Source organism: Xanthomonas arboricola (assembly GCF_003353015.1).
GTDB lineage: Bacteria > Pseudomonadota > Gammaproteobacteria > Xanthomonadales > Xanthomonadaceae > Xanthomonas > Xanthomonas arboricola_E.
This window is the reverse complement of the sequence record NZ_QREM01000008.1, coordinates 275,244-299,584: the sequence shown is the minus strand read 5'-3', so window position 1 is coordinate 299,584 and position 24,341 is coordinate 275,244. Positions and strand designations below refer to the sequence as shown.

At 66.2% G+C, this 24,341-nt stretch carries 22 protein-coding genes and 1 tRNA gene; 15 read left to right on the top strand and 8 right to left on the bottom strand.

Annotated features, from left to right (window positions below; genetic code table 11):
- Positions 1–40: 40 nt before the first annotated feature.
- The gene (locus C0541_RS09255) at positions 41–955 is read right to left on the bottom strand and encodes an arginyltransferase (RefSeq protein ID WP_161960005.1); all 915 of its coding nucleotides are present in this window, start codon (positions 953–955) and stop codon (positions 41–43) included.
- Here C0541_RS09255 and C0541_RS09250 point away from each other — a divergent pair.
- Positions 846–1,583, top strand: a complete 738-nt coding sequence (locus C0541_RS09250) for an EF-hand domain-containing protein (RefSeq protein WP_429001340.1) — start codon at positions 846–848, stop codon at positions 1,581–1,583. The two genes, C0541_RS09255 and C0541_RS09250, sit on opposite strands and share 110 nt — an antisense overlap.
- Before the next feature lie 196 nt (positions 1,584–1,779).
- On the opposite strand, the gene C0541_RS09245 is transcribed toward C0541_RS09250, so the two are convergent.
- From C0541_RS09245 to C0541_RS09230, 4 genes are all read right to left on the bottom strand, one after another.
- Positions 1,780–2,973 (bottom strand): RNA polymerase sigma factor, encoded by a 1,194-nt coding sequence (locus C0541_RS09245; RefSeq protein WP_115047785.1) that lies wholly within the window; start codon positions 2,971–2,973, stop codon positions 1,780–1,782.
- A gap of 120 nt (positions 2,974–3,093) precedes the next feature.
- On the bottom strand, positions 3,094–3,606 hold the full coding sequence (locus C0541_RS09240) for a pathogenicity-like protein (RefSeq protein WP_115047783.1): 513 nt from the start codon (positions 3,604–3,606) through the stop codon (positions 3,094–3,096).
- A gap of 145 nt (positions 3,607–3,751) precedes the next feature.
- Positions 3,752–4,666 (bottom strand): acyl-CoA thioesterase II, encoded by a 915-nt coding sequence (gene tesB, locus C0541_RS09235; protein ID WP_115047781.1) that lies wholly within the window; start codon positions 4,664–4,666, stop codon positions 3,752–3,754.
- Between the two features lie 71 nt (positions 4,667–4,737).
- Positions 4,738–5,508: an enoyl-CoA hydratase/isomerase family protein gene (locus C0541_RS09230; protein ID WP_115047779.1), complete on the bottom strand. Its 771-nt coding sequence runs from the start codon at positions 5,506–5,508 to the stop codon at positions 4,738–4,740.
- Positions 5,509–5,573: 65 nt separating this feature from the next.
- Here C0541_RS09230 and C0541_RS09225 point away from each other — a divergent pair, with 65 nt between their 5' ends.
- Positions 5,574–6,002 carry a copper chaperone PCu(A)C gene (locus C0541_RS09225; protein ID WP_115048179.1) on the top strand — a complete coding sequence of 143 codons (429 nt, stop codon included), beginning with the start codon at positions 5,574–5,576 and terminating at the stop codon, positions 6,000–6,002.
- 251 nt (positions 6,003–6,253) lie between these two features.
- Here the strand turns inward: C0541_RS09225 and C0541_RS09220 are convergent, their stop codons facing one another.
- Entirely contained in the window at positions 6,254–6,661 is a 408-nt protein-coding gene (locus C0541_RS09220; protein WP_115047777.1) for an acyl-CoA thioesterase, read from the bottom strand.
- Positions 6,661–9,627, bottom strand: a complete 2,967-nt coding sequence (uvrA, locus tag C0541_RS09215) for an excinuclease ABC subunit UvrA (RefSeq protein ID WP_115047776.1) — start codon at positions 9,625–9,627, stop codon at positions 6,661–6,663. Before uvrA ends, C0541_RS09220 begins: the two co-directional genes overlap by 1 nt.
- 337 nt (positions 9,628–9,964) lie before the next feature.
- Between uvrA and rplU the strand changes: the two genes are divergently transcribed.
- The 3 genes from rplU (at position 9,965) to obgE (ending at position 11,850) form a co-directional block, all read left to right on the top strand.
- Complete coding sequence (gene rplU, locus C0541_RS09210) at positions 9,965–10,285, top strand: 50S ribosomal protein L21 (protein WP_104563208.1); 321 nt, start codon at positions 9,965–9,967, stop codon at positions 10,283–10,285.
- A gap of 12 nt (positions 10,286–10,297) precedes the next feature.
- Complete coding sequence (gene rpmA, locus C0541_RS09205; protein ID WP_003484326.1) at positions 10,298–10,558, top strand: 50S ribosomal protein L27; 261 nt, start codon at positions 10,298–10,300, stop codon at positions 10,556–10,558.
- A 242-nt stretch (positions 10,559–10,800) separates the two neighbouring features.
- Complete coding sequence (obgE, locus tag C0541_RS09200; protein ID WP_104582439.1) at positions 10,801–11,850, top strand: GTPase ObgE; 1,050 nt, start codon at positions 10,801–10,803, stop codon at positions 11,848–11,850.
- Positions 11,851–11,941: 91 nt separating this feature from the next.
- Here the strand turns inward: obgE and rpsT are convergent, their stop codons facing one another.
- A complete protein-coding gene (rpsT, locus tag C0541_RS09195; protein ID WP_002807888.1) occupies positions 11,942–12,211 on the bottom strand; it encodes a 30S ribosomal protein S20 in 270 nt (89 codons plus the stop codon).
- A gap of 116 nt (positions 12,212–12,327) precedes the next feature.
- Between rpsT and murJ the strand changes: the two genes are divergently transcribed.
- The 10 genes from murJ (at position 12,328) to cyoD (ending at position 24,325) form a co-directional block, all read left to right on the top strand.
- The gene (gene murJ / locus C0541_RS09190) at positions 12,328–13,920 is read left to right on the top strand and encodes a murein biosynthesis integral membrane protein MurJ (RefSeq protein ID WP_115047774.1); all 1,593 of its coding nucleotides are present in this window, start codon (positions 12,328–12,330) and stop codon (positions 13,918–13,920) included.
- Positions 13,921–14,138: 218 nt separating this feature from the next.
- Positions 14,139–15,149, top strand: a complete 1,011-nt coding sequence (locus C0541_RS09185; protein ID WP_115047772.1) for a bifunctional riboflavin kinase/FAD synthetase — start codon at positions 14,139–14,141, stop codon at positions 15,147–15,149.
- Between the two features lie 6 nt (positions 15,150–15,155).
- Positions 15,156–17,987: an isoleucine--tRNA ligase gene (ileS, locus tag C0541_RS09180; RefSeq protein WP_115047770.1), complete on the top strand. Its 2,832-nt coding sequence runs from the start codon at positions 15,156–15,158 to the stop codon at positions 17,985–17,987.
- Between the two features lie 308 nt (positions 17,988–18,295).
- Positions 18,296–18,808, top strand: coding sequence for a signal peptidase II (gene lspA / locus C0541_RS09175; RefSeq protein WP_115047768.1), 513 nt, complete (start codon positions 18,296–18,298; stop codon positions 18,806–18,808).
- 77 nt (positions 18,809–18,885) lie between these two features.
- Positions 18,886–19,836: a 4-hydroxy-3-methylbut-2-enyl diphosphate reductase gene (gene ispH, locus C0541_RS09170; protein ID WP_115047766.1), complete on the top strand. Its 951-nt coding sequence runs from the start codon at positions 18,886–18,888 to the stop codon at positions 19,834–19,836.
- Positions 19,837–20,004: 168 nt separating this feature from the next.
- Positions 20,005–20,080: transfer RNA gene (locus C0541_RS09165), tRNA-Thr, on the top strand.
- A gap of 345 nt (positions 20,081–20,425) precedes the next feature.
- On the top strand, positions 20,426–21,361 hold the full coding sequence (cyoA, locus tag C0541_RS09160; RefSeq protein ID WP_115047764.1) for a ubiquinol oxidase subunit II: 936 nt from the start codon (positions 20,426–20,428) through the stop codon (positions 21,359–21,361).
- Positions 21,361–23,361, top strand: coding sequence for a cytochrome o ubiquinol oxidase subunit I (cyoB, locus tag C0541_RS09155; protein WP_115047762.1), 2,001 nt, complete (start codon positions 21,361–21,363; stop codon positions 23,359–23,361). Before cyoA ends, cyoB begins: the two co-directional genes overlap by 1 nt.
- A complete protein-coding gene (cyoC, locus tag C0541_RS09150) occupies positions 23,358–23,990 on the top strand; it encodes a cytochrome o ubiquinol oxidase subunit III (RefSeq protein ID WP_193725901.1) in 633 nt (210 codons plus the stop codon). The genes cyoB and cyoC overlap by 4 nt, the downstream gene beginning before the upstream one ends.
- Positions 23,990–24,325 carry a cytochrome o ubiquinol oxidase subunit IV gene (cyoD, locus tag C0541_RS09145; RefSeq protein WP_029219432.1) on the top strand — a complete coding sequence of 112 codons (336 nt, stop codon included), beginning with the start codon at positions 23,990–23,992 and terminating at the stop codon, positions 24,323–24,325. The genes cyoC and cyoD overlap by 1 nt, the downstream gene beginning before the upstream one ends.
- Positions 24,326–24,341: the final 16 nt, after the last annotated feature.

Below are 24,341 nucleotides of genomic sequence, written 5' to 3'. Positions count from 1 at the left end.
GCATGTGCAAGACGACAGGCCGATGTCGCCCTGGCGTGTTTCAACGCTCCGCCGCGGGGGCGGGGAGCCCGCGCCATTGGCGGCCGTCGTAGGCTTCCAGCGCGCTGAAGCGCCGCTTGTAGTTCATCTTGGCATGGCCGTCGATCCAGTAGCCCAGATACACATGCGCGCGGCGCTCGCGTTGCGCCCACTGGATCTGCTGCAGGATCGCGAAGGTGCCCAGGCTGCGCGCAGTGGCATCCGCTGCGTAGAACGTATACACCGCCGACAACGCATGCTCGGTGACGTCGGTGACCGCCACGGCGAGCAGTCGCCCCGGCGCGTGCGCCACGGCGGGTTCGCGAATTTCCAGGAAGCGTCCATGCGACCAGCCGCCGATCAGGAACTGGTCGAATTCGGTGGCGCCATGTTCGTCCATGCCGCCGCCGGGGTGGCGGTGCCTGAGGTATTGCCGATATAGCGCGAGTTGTTCGTCGGTGCGTTCGGCGGCAACCACGCGCACCACCAGGTCCTGGTTGCGCGCCAGGCAACGGCGCTGGCTGCGATCGGGGCGGAACGCATCCACCGCGATGCGCACCGGCACGCAGGCGCGGCAATGTTCGCAATGCGGGCGGTAGACCAGATCGCCGGAGCGGCGGAATCCCCATGCCAGTGCCTGCGGATAGATCGCGCCCAGGCGCGGATCGTGCGGATCCAGCACCAGGTCGCGCGCGCGGCGGTCGGACCAGTAGCCACAGGCATGCTCGCCGGTCTGGAACAGGCGCAGGTCGTCATGGGTGTCGGCGTGGATGGCCATGGCGTCAGGATAGCGCCTGCGCGTCGCAACAGCGGCGACTGTCCGCCGGATGAATACGCCCGGTCGCCACGTCAACGCATGCGCCGATGGCTCGTTGATGTGGGTGTTGGTGGCAGCGCACGGTGGATCCGGATGCGCCACCCACGCGATGCGGCCCATGCAGGTGCCGCGTGTGGTTCCCACATCCCAGGAGTTTCTCATGACGTCTCGCAAACCGTTTCTCGCACTGGCCGTGCTGGCTGCCCTGTCCACCGGCGCGGTGTTCGCCGCCCCGCCTGCCGCCGGCGATGCGCCGCGTCCTGCCAGGCTGGACAAGAACGGCGATGGCGTGATCGATCGCAGCGAAGCCGCCGCCGACCCCAAGCTGGCCGCCCAGTTCGACACGCTGGATACCAACAAGGACGGCAAGCTGTCGCGCGATGAGCGCCCGCATCATCGTGGTCCGGGCCGTGCTGGGCGCGGCGAATGGCTGAGCAAGTTCGACACCAACAAGGATGGCCGTATCAGCCGCGAAGAAGCCAAGGCCGACCCCAAGTTCGCTGCCCGCTTCGATGAGATGGACGTCAACAAGGACGGCTTTATCGATAAGGCCGACCGTGAACTGCGCATGCAGCAGCATCGCGACGCGTGGTTTGCCAAGGTCGACACCGACAAGGACGGCAAGCTGAGCAAGGCCGAGTTCGATGCCGCATCCAGGCAGCGTGGCGAGCATGGCCCGCGTGGTCCGGGCGAGCATGGCGAGCACGGCAAGCGTCCGATGCCGGCCAAGCCTGCTGCGGGCAACTGAGTTCATCCCGTCGCGGCAGCGTTATCCGGTCGCAGTGCTGCGACCGGGGGCAGTACCCGCGTCATCTGCAGCATGTAGACAGCATCACGCAACAAGGCGCCGATCGACCGACGGCCTCCTGCGCAAGCAGGGGGCCGTTTTTTGTTGATTGGAGATGTTCGCCATTGGTGCCTGCGGTGGTGACCTCATGCCGGGATCAAAGCATCCCCAGCTGCATGTAGTGCCGCACGATGGGCAGCATGACGGCCGCCGTGCTCACCAGCATCGCACCCGGGCTGAACATGCAGCGATACAGCAGCGGTGCCCGCGTGGCGCCGCGTCGTTGCGCATCGCGTTCCAGCATCGGGCGCATGACGCGTGGCAGCACCCGGATGGATTGATAGTTGAGTACCGCCATGCCTGCGCAGAGCATCAGCAGCGATGCCCAGATGCCCGCGTCCAGATGTTTCAACAGCAGCGTGCTACCCACCACCAGCACCGAGGTCAGCGTGGTGACGTGCAGGTAACGCCGAATCGCGGCGGCCTCGGCGGCGGTCTGCGCAAAGCGCAGCAGATACCAGCACGACCAGTACGTGCCGACGCCGGCAACCAGCACGGCGCCAGCGGCGAACAGCGCCGGCATGCCCAGCCAGAGGCTCAGCGCACCGGCAGCGCTGCCTCCACCCAATGCCGAGCCGGTCAGCCCGCTCACGCCTAACTTGCCCGCGCCACCCATGCCGGTCATCACCATGGCCGCGCTCGCCGTCCCCGGCGCGGCCAGCAGGGTCGCCGAGGTCACCGCAGTGGCAAAGGCCACACTGGGCGCGCTGCCACGCGCGAATTCGCCGAACCGGCGCAGCAGCTCGCCGCGCACGCTGGCACGTGCCCGCGACAGGCGCTTGCGCACGGCCGCATCGCTCAGGCCAAGCAGCGAGGCAACCTGCTGCGAACTCTGGCCTTCGCGGTAGAACAGCAGCAGCGTCTCGCGGCTTTCCTCGGGCAATGCCGAAATGATGTCGAGCGCGGCGACTTCTTCTTCCACCTGCAGCAACTGGTCGGCGGGCGAGGGGGCCGGGTCGGCGGCCATGGCGATCGCAAGCTCGGCCGCTTCACCGCTGAGCGCGCGATGCCGGTTGGCGCGCAGCCAGTCGCGCGCCAGGTTGCGGGTGATCTGCCGCAGCCAGGGCAGGAAACTGGCTGGCTGATGCAATTGCGCCAGTCGCTGCCAGGCGCGCAGGAAGGCTTCCTGGGCGATGTCTTCGCTGGCGGCGATATCGCGGGTGATCGCCAGCGCGATTGCGGTCACCGTGTTCTGGCAGGCGCGCACGATGCGGCCGTACGCCTGCTGGCAGCCGGCGGCGGCGACCGGCAATTCGCGTTGCAGCATCAACTCCAGCGTGTCGGTGTGCATCGGCGTAATCCATGTCCTGGTCCCGGCATGACGCATGCCGGCGCCGGATGTGACCGGAGGGATGGGGGGGCGCGCCGACTGCAGCGTCGGCTGCCCGCGTTGTACCCCGGCTGGCTGCGCTCAGCGCGCCGGCTGGATCCGCACGCGCACTTCTTCGTCCTCTGCGGCTGGCGGCGCCGTGTTGCCGGCAGGCGCCTGCTGCGCTGCCGGCTGTGCCACCGGCCTGGCTGCATCGGGCGCATTGCGATGGCGCAGCACCACGAACATGGCGACCGCGCCGATCACCAGCAGCAGTACCAGCCGGATGCGCCAGGCCCAGCTGCGCGCGTTGGTGCTGGAGCCGTTTTCGCCGTCGCGGAAGGTGTATTCCACATTCGGCAGATCGCGGCGGGTGGTGTCGAGCAGGCGTGCGTCGCGCAGCAGATCGCGGGCGCGCGGCTGATCGTCGGCATGCACGATCCACACCGTGGGGTAGGCCTGCGCGTTGCCCTGTTCGAGGTAGCTGAACTGGCCGCTGCGTTTGCTCTCGTAGGAGCGGCCGTTGCTCATGCGCACGTCGATGCCGGCGTTGCGCAGGAGATCGGCCACGCCTTCGGCGGTTTCGATACGTTGACTGCTGAAGATCTTGCGCATGCTTAAGGGGTGCCGGCGATCGCCGAACAGGGCGCACTGCGAAGGCGCGTGTCCGAGCGGAAGAAGAAAGGTGGGGGCATCGATCCACCCCGCAAGGTGGAAACGGCAATCGGCATGCCGGCGCGCGGCGAACCCGGTGAAGACATCAACATGGCGTGTCGTTTGCCGGCACGGCGATCGCGCTGCCCTCGGGCACCACGCGGATCAGGCCTTCCTGCGTGGTGCTGGCGACCAGCACGCCATCGCGGGTGAAGAACTGCCCGCGCGCCAGGCCACGCGAGCCCTGTGCGGTGGGGCTGTCGAGCGAATACAGCAGCCAGTCGTCGGTGCGGAACGGGCGGTGGAACCACAGCGCGTGATCGAGCGAGGCCATCTGCACGTTCGGCGTGTAGTAGCTGATGCCGTGCGGAAACGTGGAGGTGCCCAGCAGCTGAAAATCCGAGGCGTACGCCAGCAAGGCCTGGTGCAGGCCGACGTCATCGCCGACCGGGTCGCTCAGGCGCAGCCACATCTGCTGGAACGGCGGCCGCTTGGGCGGCCTGAGTTCGTCGCGCGGGAAGACGTGGCGGAACTCGAACGGGCCGCCACGCGACAGCCAGCGCTGCACCTTGGCAGGCAGTTTCTCCAGCACCTCCGCGGCCAGCGGCCGGGTCGGCTCGATGTCCTCGGGCGGCGGCACCACCGGCATCACCGACTGATGCTCGGCGCCGTCCTCGCACTGCTGGAACGAGGCCGCGCAGAAAAAGATCACCTTGCCGTGCTGGATCGCAGTGACCCGGCGCACCGAGAAGCTGCCGCCATCGCGGGTGCGGTCGACATCGTAGACGATCGGGTGGTCGATATTGCCGGCGCGCAGGAAGTAGGCGTGCAGCGAGTGCGCCTGGCGGCCGTTGTCCACGGTGGCCTGCGCGGCCGCCAGCGCCTGGCCCAGCACCTGCCCGCCGAACACGTACTTGGTGCCGATATCGCGGCTCTGGCCGCGAAACAGGTTGTCTTCCAGGCGCTCCAGCGACAGCAGGCTGATCAGTTCGGAGACGACGGGTTCGGCAGTGGCGGACAAGGGGCTGGCCTGGGCGTGCGACGGAACGCGATTATAGCGGCCGCCCCGTGCGCGCCGTGCCGGGAGCCGGCTCAGGCCTTCTGCAGCCGCGCGACCAGGCCCTGCAGGGCAGCCTGCGCATCGGGTGCGTACCAGCCGTCGACAAAGCGCTCCAGCTGGATCAGCTCCGGCGCCAGCGCCGCGCGCAGATCGGCGCGTGCAATCGCGCGCGTGGTCAGCATCGGCTGGCGCGGCAGCTGCTGCAGCTCCTGCAGCCAAGCCACCGCGCGGGCGGTGACCAGGTCGCCATCGACCAGTTCGTCGACCAGGCCGAGCGTGACCGCCTGTTCGGCAGGCAGCAACTGGCCGGAGATCAGCAGGCGCTCGGCGCGGTGCGCACCGACCACGCGGCGCAACAGGCGCTGGATGCCTTCCGGTGCGGCCAGGCCCACCTGCACCTCGTTCAAGCCGATCGCATAGGGCCTGGCGGTATCGGCGCTGCGCGCCATCACCCGGTAGTCGCAGCACAGCGCCAGCACGCAGCCGCCGGCCGGCGCATGCCCGCCGATGGCCGCCACCACCGGCACGCGGCTGTTGGCCAGCGCCTGCGCGGCCTCGAAGAACGCCGTCCAGCTGGCCAGCAACGCGGCGCGGTCGGTGCCGTGCGCCAGCAGGTGCGGCACGTCCATGCCACCGGAAAAGATCCGCTCGCTGCCCGACAGCACGATACCGTCGGTCTCCTCGCCGGCCTGCTGCACCGCAACGCTCAGCGCCTGGCACAGCGCGCTGTCCAGCGCGTTGACCGGCGGGCGCGCCAGACGGATTTCGCGGAGACGGCCATGGTCTAAGATCTGGATGCTCATTCGGGGCTCCTGGAGGTTGGGTCATGATAGACGGCAGTCGAGGCAGGCGGCGCATGCAGGGGCGCCTGCTGCTGGGTGCGTTGCTGATGCTGGCAGGTGCGGGCGCCGGCGCGCAGTGCCTGCCCGAGTTCAAGGACGGCTGGATCCGCATTCCGCCGCCGGGTGGCATGGGCATGGCAGCGGGATTCGGGCAGTTCCACAACGGCTGTGCGCAGCCATTGAAGGTGACCGCGGCCAGCAGCAGTGCGTTTGCCGATGTGTCCATCCACGAGACCACGCAGACCAATGGTGTCAGCCGCATGCGCGCGGTGCCGGAGCTGGCATTGCCGGCCGGCAGGTCGGTGCCGCTTGCACCGGGCGGCCTGCATCTGATGCTGATGGAAGCGCGTGCGCCGCTGCAGGAAGGCGCGCAGGTGCCGGTAACCTTCATCCTGCAGGATGGCCGCCAGATCAAGACGACGCTGCAGGCGCGCAAGCGCGCGCCGGGGGCGTAACCGCGCGCGGTGCGTGGCTGAGTCGGGGCTGCAGGTCCTTGCGCGCCCACCGCGCGATGTTGCCGATCAAGCGCGATGCGTCGTGGCAAGCAGGGCTGCCACTTCACTGTGTCGGTCCGGTCCCGATCGCGCTGCCTGTCGGTGGTATCGCGCAGCGGCATGACAGGATCGCCGCAAACAAAAACGGCGGCTCCCGTAAGAGCCGCCGCCATCGTCCGGCGCTGGGAGATCCAGCGCGTCACTGCCAATCCTCAGCTGCTGGCAGCGCGTACCGCATCCGGCAGCGACGCGCTCTTGCCGGTCTGCGTGTCGATCCACACCACCACCACGTTGCCGTCCGAATACAGCACGCTCGCGTCCTTCTGGTCGAGGATGCGATGACCGATGGTGATGCTGCTGCTGCCCAGGCGTTCGACGAACAGTTCCACCAGGATGTCGTTCGGCCACACCAGCGGGCGCTTGTAGCTGACATTGGTGGCCGCAACCACCGGCGCGATGCGGTCGGTCATCGCCACGCCTTCAACGCCCAGCATCCAGCGCACGCGCGCTTCCTCCAGGTACGAAATGTACTTGGCGTTGTTGACATGGCCCATGCTGTCCATGTCGCGCCAGCGCACGCTGATCGGGATGCGTGCCAATACCTTGTGCTCTTCGCTCATCAGCTTGCCTTCTTCTTCGCGGTGTTCTTGGTGGCGGACTTGGCGACTTTCGCCACCTTCTCCGGTTTGACCTTGCGTGGCGGACGCGCATCGGGCTTGTTGGCCATCGCCGCCGGCCGGGTCTCGCGCGCCTTCACCGACGGCAGCATCTTGGCCAGGAACTGTCCGGTGTAGGACGCCTTGTGCGCAGCCACGTCTTCCGGCGTGCCGGAGACCAGGATGCTGCCGCCGCGATGGCCGCCTTCCGGGCCCAGGTCCACGATCCAGTCGGCGGTCTTGATCACGTCCAGGTTGTGTTCGATCACCACCACCGTGTTGCCTTCGTCGCGCAGCTTGTGCAGCACGCCGAGCAGCGCTTCGATGTCGTGGAAGTGCAGGCCGGTGGTCGGCTCGTCGAGGATGTACAGGGTGCGTCCGGTATCGCGACGCGACAGCTCCTTGGACAACTTGACGCGTTGCGCCTCACCGCCGGACAGCGTGGTCGCGCTTTGCCCCAGTTTGATGTAACTCAGGCCCACATCCACCAGCGTTTCCAGCTTGCGTGCGATCGACGGCACCGGCTCGAACAGCCGCAGCGCATCTTCGACGGTCATCTGCAGCACGTCGCTGATGTTGAAGCCCTTGTAGCGGATCTCCAGCGTCTCGCGGTTGTAGCGCTTGCCGTGGCAGACATCGCAGGGCACGTAGACGTCGGGCAGGAAGTGCATCTCCACCTTGATCAGGCCATCGCCCTGGCAGGCCTCGCAGCGCCCGCCGCGCACGTTGAAGCTGAAGCGGCCCGGCGAATAGCCGCGCGCGCGCGCTTCCGGCACCTGCGCGAACAACTCGCGCAACGGCGTGAACATGCCGGTGTAGGTGGCCGGATTGGAACGCGGCGTGCGTCCGATCGGCGACTGGTCGATATCCACGACCTTGTCGAACAGATCCAGGTTCTCCACTTCGCGATGCGGTGCCACCGCATGCGAGGCGCCGTTGATCTCGTTGGCGGCCAGCGTGAACAGGGTGTCGTTGATCAGCGTGGACTTGCCCGAGCCGGACACGCCGGTGATGCAGGTCAGCAGCCCGGCCGGAATGTCCAGGTCGACATTCTTCAGGTTGTTGCCGGTGGCCCCGCGCAGATGCAGCATCATCTTCGGGTTGGGCTTGTGGCGCTGCTTGGGGATCTCGATGCGGCGCTTGCCGGACAGGTACTGGCCGGTCAGCGAGCCGGGCGCATCCAGGATGTCCTGCAGCGTGCCCTGCGCGCAGATTTCGCCGCCGTGCACGCCGGCACCGGGGCCGATATCCAGCACGTAATCGGCCAGGCGGATCGCATCCTCGTCATGCTCGACGACGATGACGGTATTGCCCAGGTCGCGCAGCCGCGTCAGCGTGCCGAGCAGGCGTTCGTTGTCGCGCTGATGCAGGCCGATCGACGGCTCGTCCAGCACGTACATCACCCCGACCAGGCCGGCACCGATCTGGCTGGCCAGGCGAATGCGCTGCGCCTCGCCGCCGGACAGGGTGTCGGCCTTGCGTTCCAGGGTCAGGTAATCCAGGCCGACATCGACCAGGAAGCCCAGCCGCTCGCCGATCTCCTTGACGATCTTGCCGGCGATCTCGCCGCGCCAGCCCGGCAGCGACAAGCCACGGAAAAAGCTCAGTGCCTCGTTGACCGGCAGCACCACCAGTTCGGGCAGCGGGCGGTCGGCGACGAACACGTTGCGCGCGGCACGATTCAGCCGCGTGCCGTTGCAGGCCGGGCAGGGCTGCTGGCTGACGTACTTGCTCAGCTCCTCGCGCACGGCCGGCGATTCGGTTTCGCGGTAACGGCGTTCCAGGTTCGGCAGGATGCCTTCGAAACGGTGCTTGCGCGTGGTGCGTCCGCCCGCGTCGGTGAAGTAGGTAAAGCTGATCACCTCATCGCCACTGCCGAACAGCACCGCCTGGCGCACCTTGGCCGGCAGCGAATTCCACACCGCATCCACGTCGAACTTGTAGTGCTTGGCCAGCGAGGCGATCAGCTGGAAATAATAGGCGTTGCGTCGATCCCAGCCACGCACCGCGCCGGCCGACAGCGACAGCTCCGGATGCACCACGACGCGATCCGGGTCGAAGAACTCGGCCACGCCCAGGCCATCGCAGCTCGGGCAGGCGCCCACCGGTGCGTTGAACGAAAACAGCCGCGGCTCCAGCTCCGGCAGCGAGTAATCGCAGACCGGGCAGCTGTACTTGGACGAGAACAGATGCGGCGCGGCGGCCGCATCGTCCAGCGACTGCACCGCGACCATGCCTTCGCCGAGCTTGAGCGCGGTCTCGAAGCTTTCCGCCAGCCGTTGCTTGATGTCCTCGCGCGGCCGGAAGCGGTCGATCACCGCCTCGATGGTGTGCTTCTGGCGCAGCGCCAACGGTGGCACCGCATCGATCTCGTACAGCTCGCCATCCACGCGCACCCGCACGAAGCCCTGCGCGCGCAGTTGCTCGAACACCTGCGCATGCTCGCCCTTGCGGTCGCGGATCACCGGCGCCAGCAGCATGTAGCGCTGCTCCTGGTCCTGGGTGAGCATGTGGTCGACCATCTGGCTGACGGTCTGCGCCTCCAGCGGGAAACCATGATCGGGGCAACGCGGCTGGCCGACACGCGCGTACAGCAGGCGCAGGTAGTCGTAGATCTCGGTGATGGTGCCGACGGTGGAGCGCGGGTTGTGCGAGGTCGATTTCTGTTCGATCGAAATCGCCGGGGACAGGCCTTCGATGTGGTCCAGGTCCGGCTTTTCCATCACGCTGAGGAACTGGCGCGCATACGCCGACAGCGACTCGACGTAGCGGCGCTGGCCCTCCGCATAGATGGTGTCGAACGCCAGCGACGACTTGCCCGAGCCGGACAGGCCGGTGATCACGATCAGTTTGTCGCGAGGCAGGTCGAGGTCGATGTTCTTGAGGTTGTGCGTCCGCGCGCCGCGGATGCGGATGAAATCCATCGCCATGGGGGATCCGATGTCGGGCCGGCGAACCGGCAGTGGTGCGAGCGTGCTCAGCAGGAATGAGTGGCAGTCGATCAGCCTACCCGCCGACCTAGGTGAGGGCAATTGCCCCAAATGCCAGTCTGACCGGGCGCCTGTGGCGGCCGGATGATGCGTTGCACGGATGGATCGGCGATGTGCTGCGCGCCCCTGCCGCCCGCGGAGAGGCGCGGGGGCTGAGGGCCGTCACCGGCCGGCAGCCACAGGTTGACCCCGGACCCGGCCAGCCCGTACAATCCCGCTCCTGTCTGCCCTAGGGCACGTCAGTGCGACCATAATAACTACAGAGGAAAACCTGGTCATGTACGCAGTTCTGGTAACCGGCGGTAAGCAATACCGCGTCGCGCAGGGCGAAACGCTCCGCGTGGAAAAGCTCGAAGTCGAAGCAGGCAACGAGATCACCTTCGACACCGTCCTGATGCTGGGCGATAGCGATGGCATCAAGCTGGGCGATGCGCTGAAGGGCGCCTCGGTCACCGCCAAGGTCGTGGCCCATGGCCGCGCCGACAAGGTGCGCATCATCAAGTTCCGTCGCCGCAAGCACCACATGAAGCGTCAGGGACACCGTCAGCACTACACCGAAATCGAGATCACCGGCATCGCCGGTGGCGACAAGAAGTAAGGAGAACCAGTCATGGCACATAAAAAGGGCGTAGGTTCCTCGCGCAACGGTCGCGATTCCAACCCGAAGTACCTCGGCGTGAAGATCTTCGGTGGCCAGGCCATCGACGCCGGCAACATCATCGTGCGTCAGCGCGGCACCCAGTTCCACCCGGGCGCCGGCGTCGGCCTGGGTCGTGACCACACGCTGTTCGCGCTGGTCGACGGCAAGGTGGAGTTCTCCACCAAGGGCCCGAAGAAGCGTCGCACCGTCAGCGTGGTTGCCGAGGCGTAATCGCCCGCTCCATGCAGGCCAGTCCGCCAGGCATCGCTGCCCGGCGGACGAGACGGAAAGCCCCGCTTTTGCGGGGTTTTTCGTTTGACGGCCGGGAGTGGGGAATCGGGAATCGGAAGGCCGGCTCCAGGTTTCTTCTCGCTCTTTGCTGTCTTGCTGGTGAGTGCGCTCGCCGGCAGGGGGTAGGCTGGTTTCTTTGGCCGATTCCCTATTCCCCATTCCCAATTCCCGGTTGCAAGCTCATGAAGTTAGTCGACGAAGCAGAAATCCTGGTCAGTGCCGGCAATGGCGGCAATGGCTGTGTCGGCTTTCGCCGCGAGAAGTTCATCCCGCTCGGCGGGCCCGATGGCGGCGACGGCGGTAACGGCGGCAGCGTATGGATCGTGGCCGACGAAAACGTCAATACGCTGGTCGACTTCCGGCATGAGCGCACCTTCAAGGCGCAGCGCGGCGAGAACGGCATGGGTCGCCAGGCCTACGGCAAGGGCGGCGAAGACCGCATCATCGTGGTGCCGGTCGGCACCGTGGTGATGAACGTGCAGACCGACGAAGTCATCGGCGACCTGACCCAGCATGGCGATCGCCTGCTGGTGGCCAAGGGTGGCAAGGGTGGCCTGGGCAACATGCATTTCAAGAGCTCGGTCAACCGTGCGCCGCGCCAGTCCACCACCGGTGAAGAGGGCGAGGAGCGCCTGCTCAAGCTGGAGCTGAAGCTGCTGGCCGACGTCGGACTGCTGGGCTTTCCCAACGCGGGCAAGAGCACGCTGATCCGTGCGGTGTCCTCGGCGACCCCGAAGGTGGCCGATTACCCGTTCACCACCCTGTATCCGAATCTGGGCGTGGTCAGTGTCGAGGCATATCGCAGCTTCGTCATTGCCGACGTGCCGGGCCTGATCGAGGGCGCGGCCGACGGTGCCGGGCTGGGGACGCAGTTCCTGCGCCACCTGCAGCGCACCCGTCTGCTGCTGCATCTGGTGGACATCTCGCCGATGGATGGTGGTGTGGAGGCCTCGCCGGTGGATCAGGTGCGCACCATCGAGCGCGAGCTGGAACGTCACGATCCCGAACTGCTGAAGAAGCCGCGCTGGCTGGTGCTCAACAAGGCCGACCTGATGTTCGAGGACGAGGCGCGCGCCGCAGCCGAGACGATCGTGGCCGAACTGGGCTGGACCGCGCCGTGGTATCTGGTCTCGGCGCTGGGTCGCGATGGCACCTTCCCGATCATGAAGGACGTCATGGCGTTCTTCGACCGTCAGCGCGAGGACGAGCTCGAGGCACGCAATGCCGGCTGAGCGCCTGCGCAGGCACACAAAAAACCCGGCCAAGGCCGGGTTTTTCTATGCCACCGCAGGCCAGGCCTGCGGTGATGCCGACACGGCGCGCTTACGCGGCCTTGATGGCCTTGATGCGAGCGGTCAGACGGCTCTTGTGACGCGCAGCCTTGTTCTTGTGAATCAGGCCACGGGCGCTGAAACGGTCGAGGATGGGCTGGGCAACGGCGAAAGCAGCTTCGGCGCCTGCAGCATCGTTGGCGTCAAGGGCCTTGATCACCTTCTTGACGGCGGTGCGCAGCATCGAACGCTGGCCCGTGTTGCGCTCATTGCGCACAACGGTCTGCTTGGCGCGCTTCTTGGCGGACTTGATATTGGCCACGGTGGTGGGTTCCTGAAAAATCGGTGTAGTGGAAAAAGCAAGCGGGAAAGTATGATGGGCTTAGTTATGTACGTCAAGTCAGTTGTCAAGAGGGAGGCTGCGTGAGCAAGCCCGGCATGTTGAGAGGCCTGCTCTCATTCAGCAGTATGACCATGGTGTCGCGGGTATTGGGGCTGATCCGCGACCAGGCGATCTCCACCACCTTCGGCGCCAATGCAGTCACCGACGCGTTCTGGGTGGCGTTCCGGATCCCCAATTTCCTGCGTCGGCTGTTTGCCGAGGGCTCGTTCGCCACCGCCTTCGTGCCGGTGTTCACCGAAGTCAAGGAAACCCGCCCGCATGCGGACCTGCGCGAGCTGATGGCGCGGGTGTCCGGCACGCTTGGGGGCATGCTGCTGGTGATCACCGCGCTGGGGCTGATCTTCACCCCGCAGCTGGCATCGGTGTTTTCCGATGGCGCGGCCACCGATCCGGACAAGTACGGCCTGTTGGTGGATCTGCTGCGGCTGACGTTTCCGTTTCTGCTGTTCGTGTCGTTGACCGCGCTGGCGGGCGGGGCGCTCAACAGCTTCCAGCGATTTGCGATTCCGGCACTGACGCCGGTGATCCTCAACCTGTGCATGATCGCCGGTGCCCTGTGGCTGGCGCCGCGGCTGGAAGTACCGATCCTGGCGTTGGGCTGGGCGGTGCTGGTGGCCGGTGCGCTGCAGTTGCTGTTTCAGCTGCCGGCCCTGAAGGGCATCGACCTGCTGACACTGCCGCGCTGGGGCTGGACGCATCCGGACGTGCGCAAGGTGCTGACCCTGATGATCCCGACCCTGTTCGGCTCGTCGATCGCGCAGATCAACCTGATGCTGGACACGGTCATCGCCGCGCGCCTGGCCGACGGCTCGCAGTCGTGGCTGTCACTGGCCGACCGCTTTCTGGAGCTGCCGCTGGGCGTGTTCGGGGTGGCATTGGGCACGGTGATCCTGCCGGCGCTGGCGCGCCATCACGTCAAGACCGACCGCAGCGCGTTTTCCGGCGCGCTGGACTGGGGGTTCCGCACCACGCTGTTGATCGCAGTGCCGGCGATGCTCGGCTTGCTGCTGCTGGCCGAGCCGCTGGTGGCGACCTTGTTCCAGTACCGCCAGTTCACTGCCTTCGACACGCGGATGACCGCGATGTCGGTCTATGGCCTGAGCTTCGGCCTGCCGGCCTACGCCATGCTCAAGGTGCTGCTGCCGGCGTTCTACGCCCGCCAGGACACCCGTACCCCGGTGCGGGCCGGCGTGGCGGCGTTGATCGCCAACATGGTGTTCAACTTCGCGTTGCTGGCGGTGGTCTACCAGGTCATGGTGCCGCCCGAGCTCAAGGCGCAGGGCGTGATGCAGGCGCTGGGCAAGCAGCCGGGCCTGCATCTGGCGCTGGGCATTGCCAGCGCGCTGTCGAGTTACCTCAACCTGGGCTTGCTGTGGTACTGGCTGGGCAAGTCCGGCGTCTACCAGCGCCGGCCGGGGTGGACCGGCTATGCGCTGCGCCTGCTGCTGGCGTGCGCGGCGATGGTGGCGGTGCTGTTGAGCCTGCTGTGGTGGCTGCCATCGTTCACCGTGATGGACAAGTGGGATCGCATCGGCTGGCTGGCGGTGCTGGTCGGTAGCGGCGGGGCGACCTATCTGATGGCGCAGGTGGCGCTGGGGTTGCGGCCGCGGCATCTGCGCGAAGGCTAGTCGCCCGCCAGGCCGGCCGGGCGGGTGCAGAGCCATTGGTCAGACGGTGGGAGTTGACGCCAGGCCGGGCGGGCGCGCAATCGCCTGCCCGCTTCCGGGACGCAGCTGGCGCGGCACCGGCCGGGCGGCGCCCATGCGGGTTGACAGGCACGGCTATACTTGCGCGTTATGCATCAACGAGGGCCGGCCGGCAGGCCGGCATCTGTTTGGATCGAGGAATGAGCAGGCTGTTTAGAGACGTCGAGGGCGGGGCGCTGTTCCCGCACGGAAGCGTGGTCTGCATCGGCGCCTTCGATGGCCTGCACCTGGGGCATCGGGCATTGGTGCAGCACGCGGTCGCGCGCGCGCGCGCGCTGGGCGTGCCGGCGGTGGCGGTGAGCTTCGAGCCGCTGCCGCGCGAATTTTTCGCCCCGGCCGCGCCGCCGCCGCGGTTGACCCTGGCCCGCGCCAAGATCGAAGGGCTGCACGGCTTCGGTGCCGACAGCGTGGGCATGATCCGGTTCGACGGCCGCCTGTCGGCGATGAGCGCCGAGGACTTCGTGCGGCTGGGCCTGGTCGGCCGGTTGTGCGCCAGGGAGGTCTGGATCGGCCCGGAGTTCCGTTTCGGCCATCGGCGTGGTGGCGATATCGGTCTGCTGCGCACGCTCGGTGCGCACTACGGGTTTGAAGCAGGCGAAATCGCGCCGGTGCATCTGCATGGCGAGCGCATCTCGGCCACGCGCATCCGCGAGCTGCTGGGTGCCGGCGAGTTCGCCCACGCCGGGCAATTGCTTGGCCGGCCATATGCCATCGGCGGGCGAGTGGTGCGCGGCAAGCAGCTTGGACGCACGCTGGGCTATCCGACCGCCAATCTGCGGTTTCCGCGCACGCCGGCGCTGTCGGGCATTTACGCGACCTGGGTGCATGGTGTGGCCGAGCGGCCGTGGCCGTCGGTCTCCAGCTTCGGCACGCGGCCGACGGTGGCCGGCGTGGAGCCGCTGCTGGAAGCGCACCTGTTCGACTTCCAGGGCGATCTGTATGGCCGGCATATCGCGGTCGAATTCGTCGCCAAGCTGCGCGACGAAGAAAAGTTCGACGGCCTGGACGCGTTGACCGTTCAGATGCATCGCGATGCCGAACAGGCACGCGACGTATTGAACAATCACGCGGGCTCGGCACAACCTGCGAGTCCCTCGCACCTGTCTGCATACGTCCATGCAGGCACCTCAGACAACGCAGCGCAACGGTAGAGACCTGTGACCCAAGACTACAAAGCCACGCTCCATCTGCCCGCGACGGACTTCCCGATGCGCGGCGACCTGCCCAAGCGCGAGCCGGCGATGCTGGAGCGCTGGGAGCGCGAGGGGCTGTATGCGCAGCTGCGCGCCAATGCGGCCGGGCGCCCGCTGTTCGTGCTGCACGACGGCCCGCCGTATGCCAATGGCCAGATCCATCTGGGCCATGCGGTCAACAAGATCCTCAAGGACATCATCGTCAAGTCCAAGTACCTGGCTGGCTTCGATGCGCCCTACATCCCGGGTTGGGACTGCCACGGCCTGCCGATCGAGATCGCGATCGAGAAGAAGTACGGCAAGGTCGGCGTCAAGCTGGACGCTGCCGAGTTTCGCCAGAAGTGCCGCGAATACGCCACCGAGCAGATCGACCTGCAGCGGCGCGACTTCAAGCGCCTGGGCGTGATCGGCGACTGGGACAACCCGTACAGGACGCTGGATTTCCGCTTCGAAGCCAACGAGATCCGCGCGCTGGCCAAGGTGGTCGACAACGGCCATCTGACCCGTGGCGTCAAGCCGGTGCACTGGTGCTTCGACTGTGGCTCGGCGCTGGCCGAGGCCGAGATCGAATACGCCGACAAGGTGTCGCCGACGGTGGATATCGCCTATTCGGCGCGCGATCCGGCGGCCGTGGCTGCTGCATTCGGCGCGAGCCTGCCGGCGGGCGTGGGCGTGGCGGTGCCGATCTGGACCACCACCCCGTGGACGCTGCCGGCGTCGCTGGCGGTGAGCCTGGGCGCGGACCTGGACTACGTGCTGGTCGAAGGCCCGGCCGATCGCGGCCAGCCGCGCTGGCTGGTGGTGGCCGAGGCCCTGGCCGGCAAGGCGCTGGCGCGCTACGGCGTGGACACGGTGGTGGTGCACGGGCATGCCAAGGGTGCGGCGCTGGAGCAGATGCTGCTGAACCACCCGTTCTATGCCGAGCGCGAAATCCCGCTGTTGCTGGGCGACCACGTGTCGGCCGAGGACGGTACCGGCGCGGTGCACACCGCACCGGGCCACGGCCAGGAGGACTACCAGGTCTCCAGGCAGTACGGCCTGCTCGAGCGTTACGGCGCTGCGCAGATCAACCCGGTGGACGGGCGCGGTGTGTACCTGCCGTCGACGCCGCCGCTGGGCGAGACCGTGCTGGCCGGGCTGCACATCTGGAAGGCCAACGACATCCTCATCGAGGCGCTGCGCGACACCGGCGTGCTGCTGGCGGCCAGCAAGATGGAGCACAGCTATCCGCATTGCTGGCGCCACAAGACGCCGATCGCATTCCGCGCCACGCCGCAGTGGTTCATCTCGATGGAGCAGGCCAACCTGCGCGCCGATGCGCTCAAGGCGATCGACAACGTGCACTGGTATCCGTCCTGGGGCCAGGCACGCATCGCCGGCATGGTCGACGGGCGTCCGGACTGGACGATTTCGCGCCAGCGCACCTGGGGCGTGCCGATCGCCTTGTTCGTGCATCGCGAAACCGGCGAGCCGCATCCGCGCAGCACCGAGTTGCTGCGCCAGGTCGCCGACCGGGTGGAACTGGGCGGCGTGGACGTGTGGTACACGCTGGACGCGGCCGAATTGCTGGGTGACGAGGCCGCCGACTACGACAAGATCACCGACATCCTGGATGTGTGGTTCGACTCCGGCGTGACCCATGAGGCAGTGCTGGTGGATCGCGGCCTGCCCAAGCCGGCCGACCTGTACCTGGAAGGCTCGGATCAGCACCGTGGCTGGTTCCAGTCCTCGCTGCTGACCGGCGTGGCGATGGACAAGGCGGCACCGTACAGGCAGTGCCTGACCCACGGCTTCACCGTGGACGAGCACGGCCGCAAGATGTCCAAGTCGTTGGGCAACGGCATCGAGCCGCAGGACATCATGAAGACCCTGGGCGCGGACATCCTGCGCCTGTGGATCGCCTCGGCCGATTACAGCAACGAGATGTCGCTGTCGCAGGAGATCCTCAAGCGCAATGCCGACGCGTACCGTCGCCTGCGCAATACCGCGCGCTTTTTGCTCGGCAACCTGCATGGCTTCGATCCGCTGCAGCATCTGGTGGCGCTGGACGAGATGGTGCTACTGGACCGCTGGATCGTGCATCGCGCGCACGAACTGCAGGAGAAGATCGTCGCCGCGTACGCGCGCTACGACTTTGCCGAGATCGTGCAGACGCTGCTGAATTTCTGCAGCGTGGACCTGGGTTCGCTGTATCTGGACGTGACCAAGGACCGTCTGTACACGATGGCCGAGGATGCACGCGGCCGCCGTTCGGCGCAGAGCGCGATGTACCACGTGGCCGAGGCGTTCGTGCGCTGGATCGCACCGGTGCTGAGCTTCACCGCCGAAGAGCTGTGGGGCTATCTGCCAGGCAAGCATGCCGACAACGTGCTGTTCGCCACCTGGTACGACGGCCTGGCGCCGCTGCCGGCCGATGCCGCGCTGACCGGTGCGGATGTGGACAAGCTGCTGGCCTTGCGCGAGCAGGTGGCCAAGGTGCTGGAGCCGATGCGTGCCAATGGCGCGATCGGTGCGGCGCTGGAAGCGGAGATCACCGTGGCTGCCGATGCACAGACTGCCGCGCGTTGGCAGCCGCTGGCCGAGGAGCTGCGTTTCCTGTTCATCAGTGGCGATGTCACCGTCACTGCGGCTAGCACCGACGACATCTTCGTCAGCGCGCAGCCGACCAGCAAGGCCAAGTGCGTGCGCTGCTGGCACCACCAGGCCAGCGTGGGCAGCGATCCGCGTCATCCGGAACTGTGCAGCCGCTGCGTCAGCAATATCGAAGGCCCCGGCGAGGAGCGTCGCTGGTTCTGATGGGGTACGCATGATCGCGCGTGGCGGGCCGGTCCTGCCACGCGTGATCGAGACCCGGATGGGCCGGGCGTGCGCCTGCGCGCGACCTCATCGGCAGGCACCGCTGCCGTAGATGGCCCTGGCGCCGCACTCCCTGGCTTGCTGAAGCGTGGCGCACGCGGCAATGCGGGGCAGGGCGGCCGGCTCGGACGTCCATGCCATCCTTGCCCGCCTGTCTTCCAGCTTTTGTTCTGCCAACCGCCATCCCAACGCCATCCAGGCATCTTCTCCGGCGTCGGAGAAGTCACCACCAACTGCGATCTTTCGACATGAGTCAACGTCCCAAACCCTCCGCCCTGATCTGGTTGCTGCTGTCGGCACTGGTGGTCGGGCTGGACCAGTGGAGCAAGGCCTGGGTGCTGTCCAGCCTGCCCGAGTACACCCCGGTGCCGGTGGTCGACGGTTTCTGGAACTGGTACCGCACCTACAACACCGGCGCCGCCTTCAGCTTCCTGAGCGATGCCGGCGGCTGGCAGCTGTGGTTCTTCACTGCGCTGGCGATAGGTATCAGTGGGCTGCTGGCGTTCTGGCTGTCGCGCACCGCGCGCGGCGAGTGGCGCAGCGCGCTGCCGTATGCACTGGTGATCGGCGGGGCGATCGGCAACGTGATCGACCGCCTGATGCACGGCCACGTGGTCGATTTCATCCAGTGGTACATCGGCAGCCACACCTGGCCGGCGTTCAACATTGCCGACTCGGCGATCGTCGGCGGCGCCATTGGCATCGCGGTGTTCGGCCTGTTCGACAGGTCCGGCAAGCGGGAGGCAGGGATCCGCAAGTAGGAATCGACGCTGAAGTCGCGGCGTACCGGCATCGCCCGGTCCCGTCCTCCATTCCCCATTCCCGTAGAATGCCCGCCATGGATGTCCTGCTCGCCAATCCCCGTGGTTTCTGTGCCGGTGTCGACCGTGCGATCGAGATCGTCAAGCGCGCGATCGAAACGCTGGGCGCGCCGATCTACGTGCGCCATGAAGTGGTGCACAACCGTTTCGTGGTCGACGACCTCAAGCAGCGCGGCGCGGTCTTCGTCGAAGAACTGGACGAGGTGCCCGACAACGCCACGGTGATCTTCAGCGCACACGGCGTCTCGCAGGCAGTGCGCCAGGAGGCCGAGCGTCGCGGGCTGAAGGTGTTCGACGCGACCTGCCCGCTGGTGACCAAGGTGCATTTCGAGGTGGCGCGGCACTGCCGGGCCGGCCGCGACGTGGTGCTGATCGGCCATGCCGGGCATCCGGAAGTGGAAGGCACGATGGGGCAGTGGAGCCGCGAGCGCGGGTCGGGCACGATCTATCTGGTCGAGGACATCGAGCAGGTCGCCACGCTGCAGATCCGCCAGCCGGACAATCTTGCCTACACCACCCAGACCACGCTGTCGGTGGACGACACCATGGGCATCATCGAGGCGCTGCGCGCACGCTATCCGGCCATGCAGGGGCCGCGCCACGACGACATCTGCTACGCCACCCAGAACCGCCAGGACGCGGTGCGCGACCTGGCGCGCCAATGCGATCTGGTGCTGGTGGTCGGTTCGCCCAACAGCTCCAATTCCAATCGCCTGAGCGAGCTGGCCCGGCGTGACGGGGTGGAGTCCTACCTGATCGACAACGCCAGCGAGATCGACCCGGCCTGGATCGTCGGCAAGCAGCACATCGGCCTGACCGCCGGCGCCTCCGCGCCGCAGGTGCTGGTCGATGGCGTGCTGGCGCGGTTGCACGAGCTGGGCGCCGACGGTGTGTCCGAGCTGGAAGGCGAGCCGGAATCGATGGTGTTCGCGCTGCCCAAGGAACTGCGGTTGCGCCTGGTCAGCTGAAGCGGGCGCTCCGGCCTGGTTGAGCCGGCGTCGGGTGCCTGCGGCATGGCTGGACGTTTCGCACACCTGCAGTTGGACGTCCGCCGGCCGCCGCCCCGGCCCGACGCGCAGTCCGCCACCCGCTGGCGATTGACCGGGCACCGGCTCCACTCCTACAATTCACGGCTCGCCGGAATAGCTCAGTTGGTAGAGCGGCGCATTCGTAATGCGTAGGTCGTAGGTTCGATTCCTATTTCCGGCACCATCGCTTCAGCACTGGGTCGACCATTGGTCGGCCCAGTTGCGTTTTGGGCCGATGCCCGCGCGCTGCGGCGCCGGCGCAGCCACGCGCCGCAGATCACGCCGGCCGCCGCTGCCGCCATCTCGCCCTGCGCGGCGCTGCGACAACATGTCGCACAGTTTTGCGCGCATTAATTGCGGCAGATCATTGCCGATGGGTTTCGTGCAGGTGCAGCAAAGTCTAAAATCAGGGAGCTAACTCGTGTCTTCGGTCTGCGTGGCCGCCTTCCGTCAGGAAGCGTGCCGTCAGGACGCGTCCCACCTGGATACGACGAACGAGGCTGGCGTTCCTTCGCACTTGGATCGACCGATGATTCCGTTGAAACATCTCGGGCGTGTACTTCGTCCAGGCCTGATGCTGCCGTTCCTGCTGTTGGCAGGCTGCAACTCGGCCATTCTCAATCCGAAAGGCCAGATCGGCCACGACGAGAAGCAGCTGCTGATCACCTCGGTGGTGCTGATGCTGATCGTGGTCATCCCGGTGATCGTGATGACGATTGCGTTCGCGTGGAAGTACCGCGCGTCCAACACGAAGGCGCGCTACGAGCCGGACTGGTCGCACTCCACCGCCATCGAAGTGGTGGTGTGGTCGATTCCGTGCGTGATCATCCTGGTGCTGGCGGTGCTGACCTGGCGCTCCTCGCACGCGCTGGACCCGTACCGGCCGCTGGATTCTGAGGTCAAGCCGATCACCATCGAGGCGGTGTCGCTGGACTGGAAGTGGATGTTCATCTACCCGGACCAGAACATCGCCACGGTCAACGAGATCGCCTTCCCGGTACATACGCCGCTGAACTTCAAGATCACCTCCGACACGGTGATGAACTCGTTCTTCATCCCGCACCTGGGCACGATGATCTACGCGATGGCCGGCATGGAAACCAAGCTGCATCTGGTGGCCAACGAGCCGGGCGAATACTTCGGCCTGTCGACCAACTACAGCGGTCACGGCTTCTCGAAGATGAGCTTCAAGGCGCATGCCGTCGACCAGGCCGGCTTCGAGGCATGGGTGGCCAAGGTCAAGGCATCGCCGACCGCGTTGAACGCCGCCGAGTACCAGGTGCTGGCCGCCAACCGCAACGACAAGGAACAGTATCCGGTCACCTACTACTCGTCGGTGCAGGACGGCATGTTCCGCTCGCTCGTCGACAAATACATGAATGGTCCGGGCCATAACAAAGGCCACGGCGACCATCAGGCAACGGCTGCCGAGCCGGTTGCCATGTGCACTTCTGGAGACAAGTGATGCTAGGCAAACTTACGATCGAGGCGGTTCCGTACCACGAGCCGATCATCATGGTCGCACTCGGTGGCGCCGGCCTGCTCGGCCTGCTCATCGCGGGCGCCATCACCAAGTACAAGCTGTGGAGCTACCTGTGGAACGAGTGGTTCACCTCGGTGGACCACAAGCGCATCGGTGTGATGTACATCATCGTGGCGCTGGTCATGTTGCTGCGCGGCTTTGCCGATGCGGCGATGATGCGCACCCAGCAGGCGTTGGCAGGTAACGGCGGCGAAGGTGTGCTGCCGCCGCACCATTACGACCAGATCTTCACCGCGCACGGCGTGATCATGATCTTCTTCATGGCCATGCCGTTCATGACCGGCCTGTTGAACCTGATCGTGCCGCTGCAGATCGGTGCGCGCGACGTGGCGTTCCCGTTCCTGAACTCGCTGAGCTTCTGGCTGTTCGTGGGCGGTGCGGCGCTGATCAACATCTCGCTGGGCGTCGGCGAATTCGCGCAGACCGGCTGGCTGGCCTATCCGCCGTTGTCGGGGCTGGAATACAGTCCGGGCGTCGGCGTGGACTACTACATCTGGGCGTTGCAGATCTCCGGATTGGGCACGTTGCTGACCGGCGTGAACTTCTTCGTGACGATCATGCGGATGCGCGCGCCGGGCATGACCCTGATGCGCATGCCGATCTTCACCTGGACCGCGTTGATCACCAACATCCTGATCATCGCGGCGTTCCCGATCCTGACCGTGGCGCTGGCGCTGCTGGGTGCCGACCGTTACCTGGGCACGCACTTCTTCACCAACGACGGTGGCGGCAACGCCATGATGTACGTCAACCTGATCTGGATCTGGGGTCACCCGGAAGTCTATATCCTGATCCTGCCGGCGTTCGGCATCTTCTCCGAATTGATCGCTACCTACAGCCGCAAGCGCCTGTTCGGCTACACCTCGATGGTCTACGCCACCTCGTGCATCGGCGTGCTGTCGTTCGTGGTGTGGTTGCACCACTTCTTCACCATGGGCTCGGGTGCCAACGTCAATGCCTTCTTCGGCATCACGACGATGATCATCTCGATCCCGACCGGCGTGAAGATCTTCAACTGGCTGTTCACCATGTTCCGCGGTCGCGTGCACATGACCTCGCCGGTGCTGTGGACGATCGGCTTCATCATCACCTTTACCATCGGTGGCATGACCGGCGTGATGCTGGCGATCCCGGCCGTGGACTTCGTGCTGCACAACAGCCTGTTCCTGATCGCCCACTTCCATAACGTGATCATCGGCGGCGTGGTGTTCGGCTACCTGGCCGGCCTGACCTACTGGTTCCCGAAGGCGTTCGGCTTCAAGCTCAACGAGAAGCTGGGCAAGGCCTCGTTCTGGTGCTGGATCATCGGTTTCTTCGTGGCCTTCATGCCGCTGTACGTGCTCGGCTTCATGGGCATGACCCGTCGCATGAACACCTACAACCATCCTGAGTGGGCGCCGTGGCTGTACGTCGCCGCGGTGGGCGCTGCGATCATCGGCCTGGGCATCTTCCTGAACCTGGTGCAGATCGGCTACAGCGTGTGGAAGCGCAAGGAGCACATGGACCACACCGGCGATCCGTGGGATGGCCGTACGCTGGAATGGGCCACCTCGTCGCCGCCGCCGTTCTACAACTTCGCCGTGCTGCCGCACATCGACGACCGCGACCAGTTCTGGGCCGACAAGCAGAACGGCAAGGGCTGGGTGCGTCCGTCCAAGTACGAGCCGATCCACATGCCGCGCAACACCGGTGCAGGCGTCTACATGGGTGCTTTCAGCGTGCTGCTGGGCTTTGGCCTGATCTGGCACATCTGGTGGCTGGCCATCGTCGGCCTGGTCGGCATGATCGGCAGCTTCATCGCACGGACCTTCGATAACGACATCGACTACTGGGTGCCGGCCGAAGAAGTGGAGCGCATCGAGAACGCGCGCTTTGCCCTGCTCGAACAGCAACAGGCGGCGCAGGCCGCGAAGGTGGTATGACCATGGCTTCCTCGACCACGCTTGACCACGCCGCCCACGCGGGCGGCCACGATCACGACCACGCGCATCACGACGCCGGTGGCAACACCGTCTTCGGGTTCTGGGTCTACCTGATGAGCGACTGCCTGCTGTTCGCCGGCCTGTTCGCCACCTATGCGGTGCTGTCCGGCGCCACGGTGGACGGGCCGACCGCCAAGGAGCTGTTCGACCTGAAGTTCGTGCTGGTGGAAACCTTCCTGCTGTTGTTCAGCAGCCTGAGCTTCGGCTTCGCGATGATTGCCGCGCACAAGCGCAAGATGGGCGGCCTGTACGGCTGGCTGGCGGTCACCGCGCTGCTGGGTATCGGCTTTCTGTGCATGGAAATCTGGGAGTTCAACCACCTGATCCACGAAGGCGCGGGCCCGGGACGCAGCGCGTTCCTGTCGGCCTTCTTCACCCTGGTCGGTACCCACGGTCTGCACGTGGCCTCGGGTCTGCTGTGGATGGCGGTGCTGGTGATCCAGATCTCCAAGCACGGCCTGACCGCACGCAACAGCACCCGTCTGGCCTGCCTGAGCCTGTTCTGGCACTTCCTGGACATCATCTGGATCGGTGTGTTCACCGTCGTCTATCTGTTGGGAGCGCTGTAATGGCCAATCACCACCACACCGAAAACGCTGCCGATGCGCATGCCGGCGGCCTGAAGTCCTACCTGATCGGCTTCGTCATGGCCGTGATCCTCACCGTCATCCCGTTCGCGATGGTGATGAGCGGGGCGTTCTCCAAGGGCGTCACCGTCATCGTGATCTCGCTGATGGCCGCAGTGCAGATGCTGGTGCACATGGTGTACTTCCTGCACATGGATCGCTCGCCCGAACAGCGCTCCAACGTGCAGGTGGGCCTGTTCTCGCTGCTGATCATCGGCATCGTGATCGTCGGTTCGCTGTGGGTGCTGCACAACATGAACGTCAACATGATGCATTGAGGCGGCTGGGGGCCCA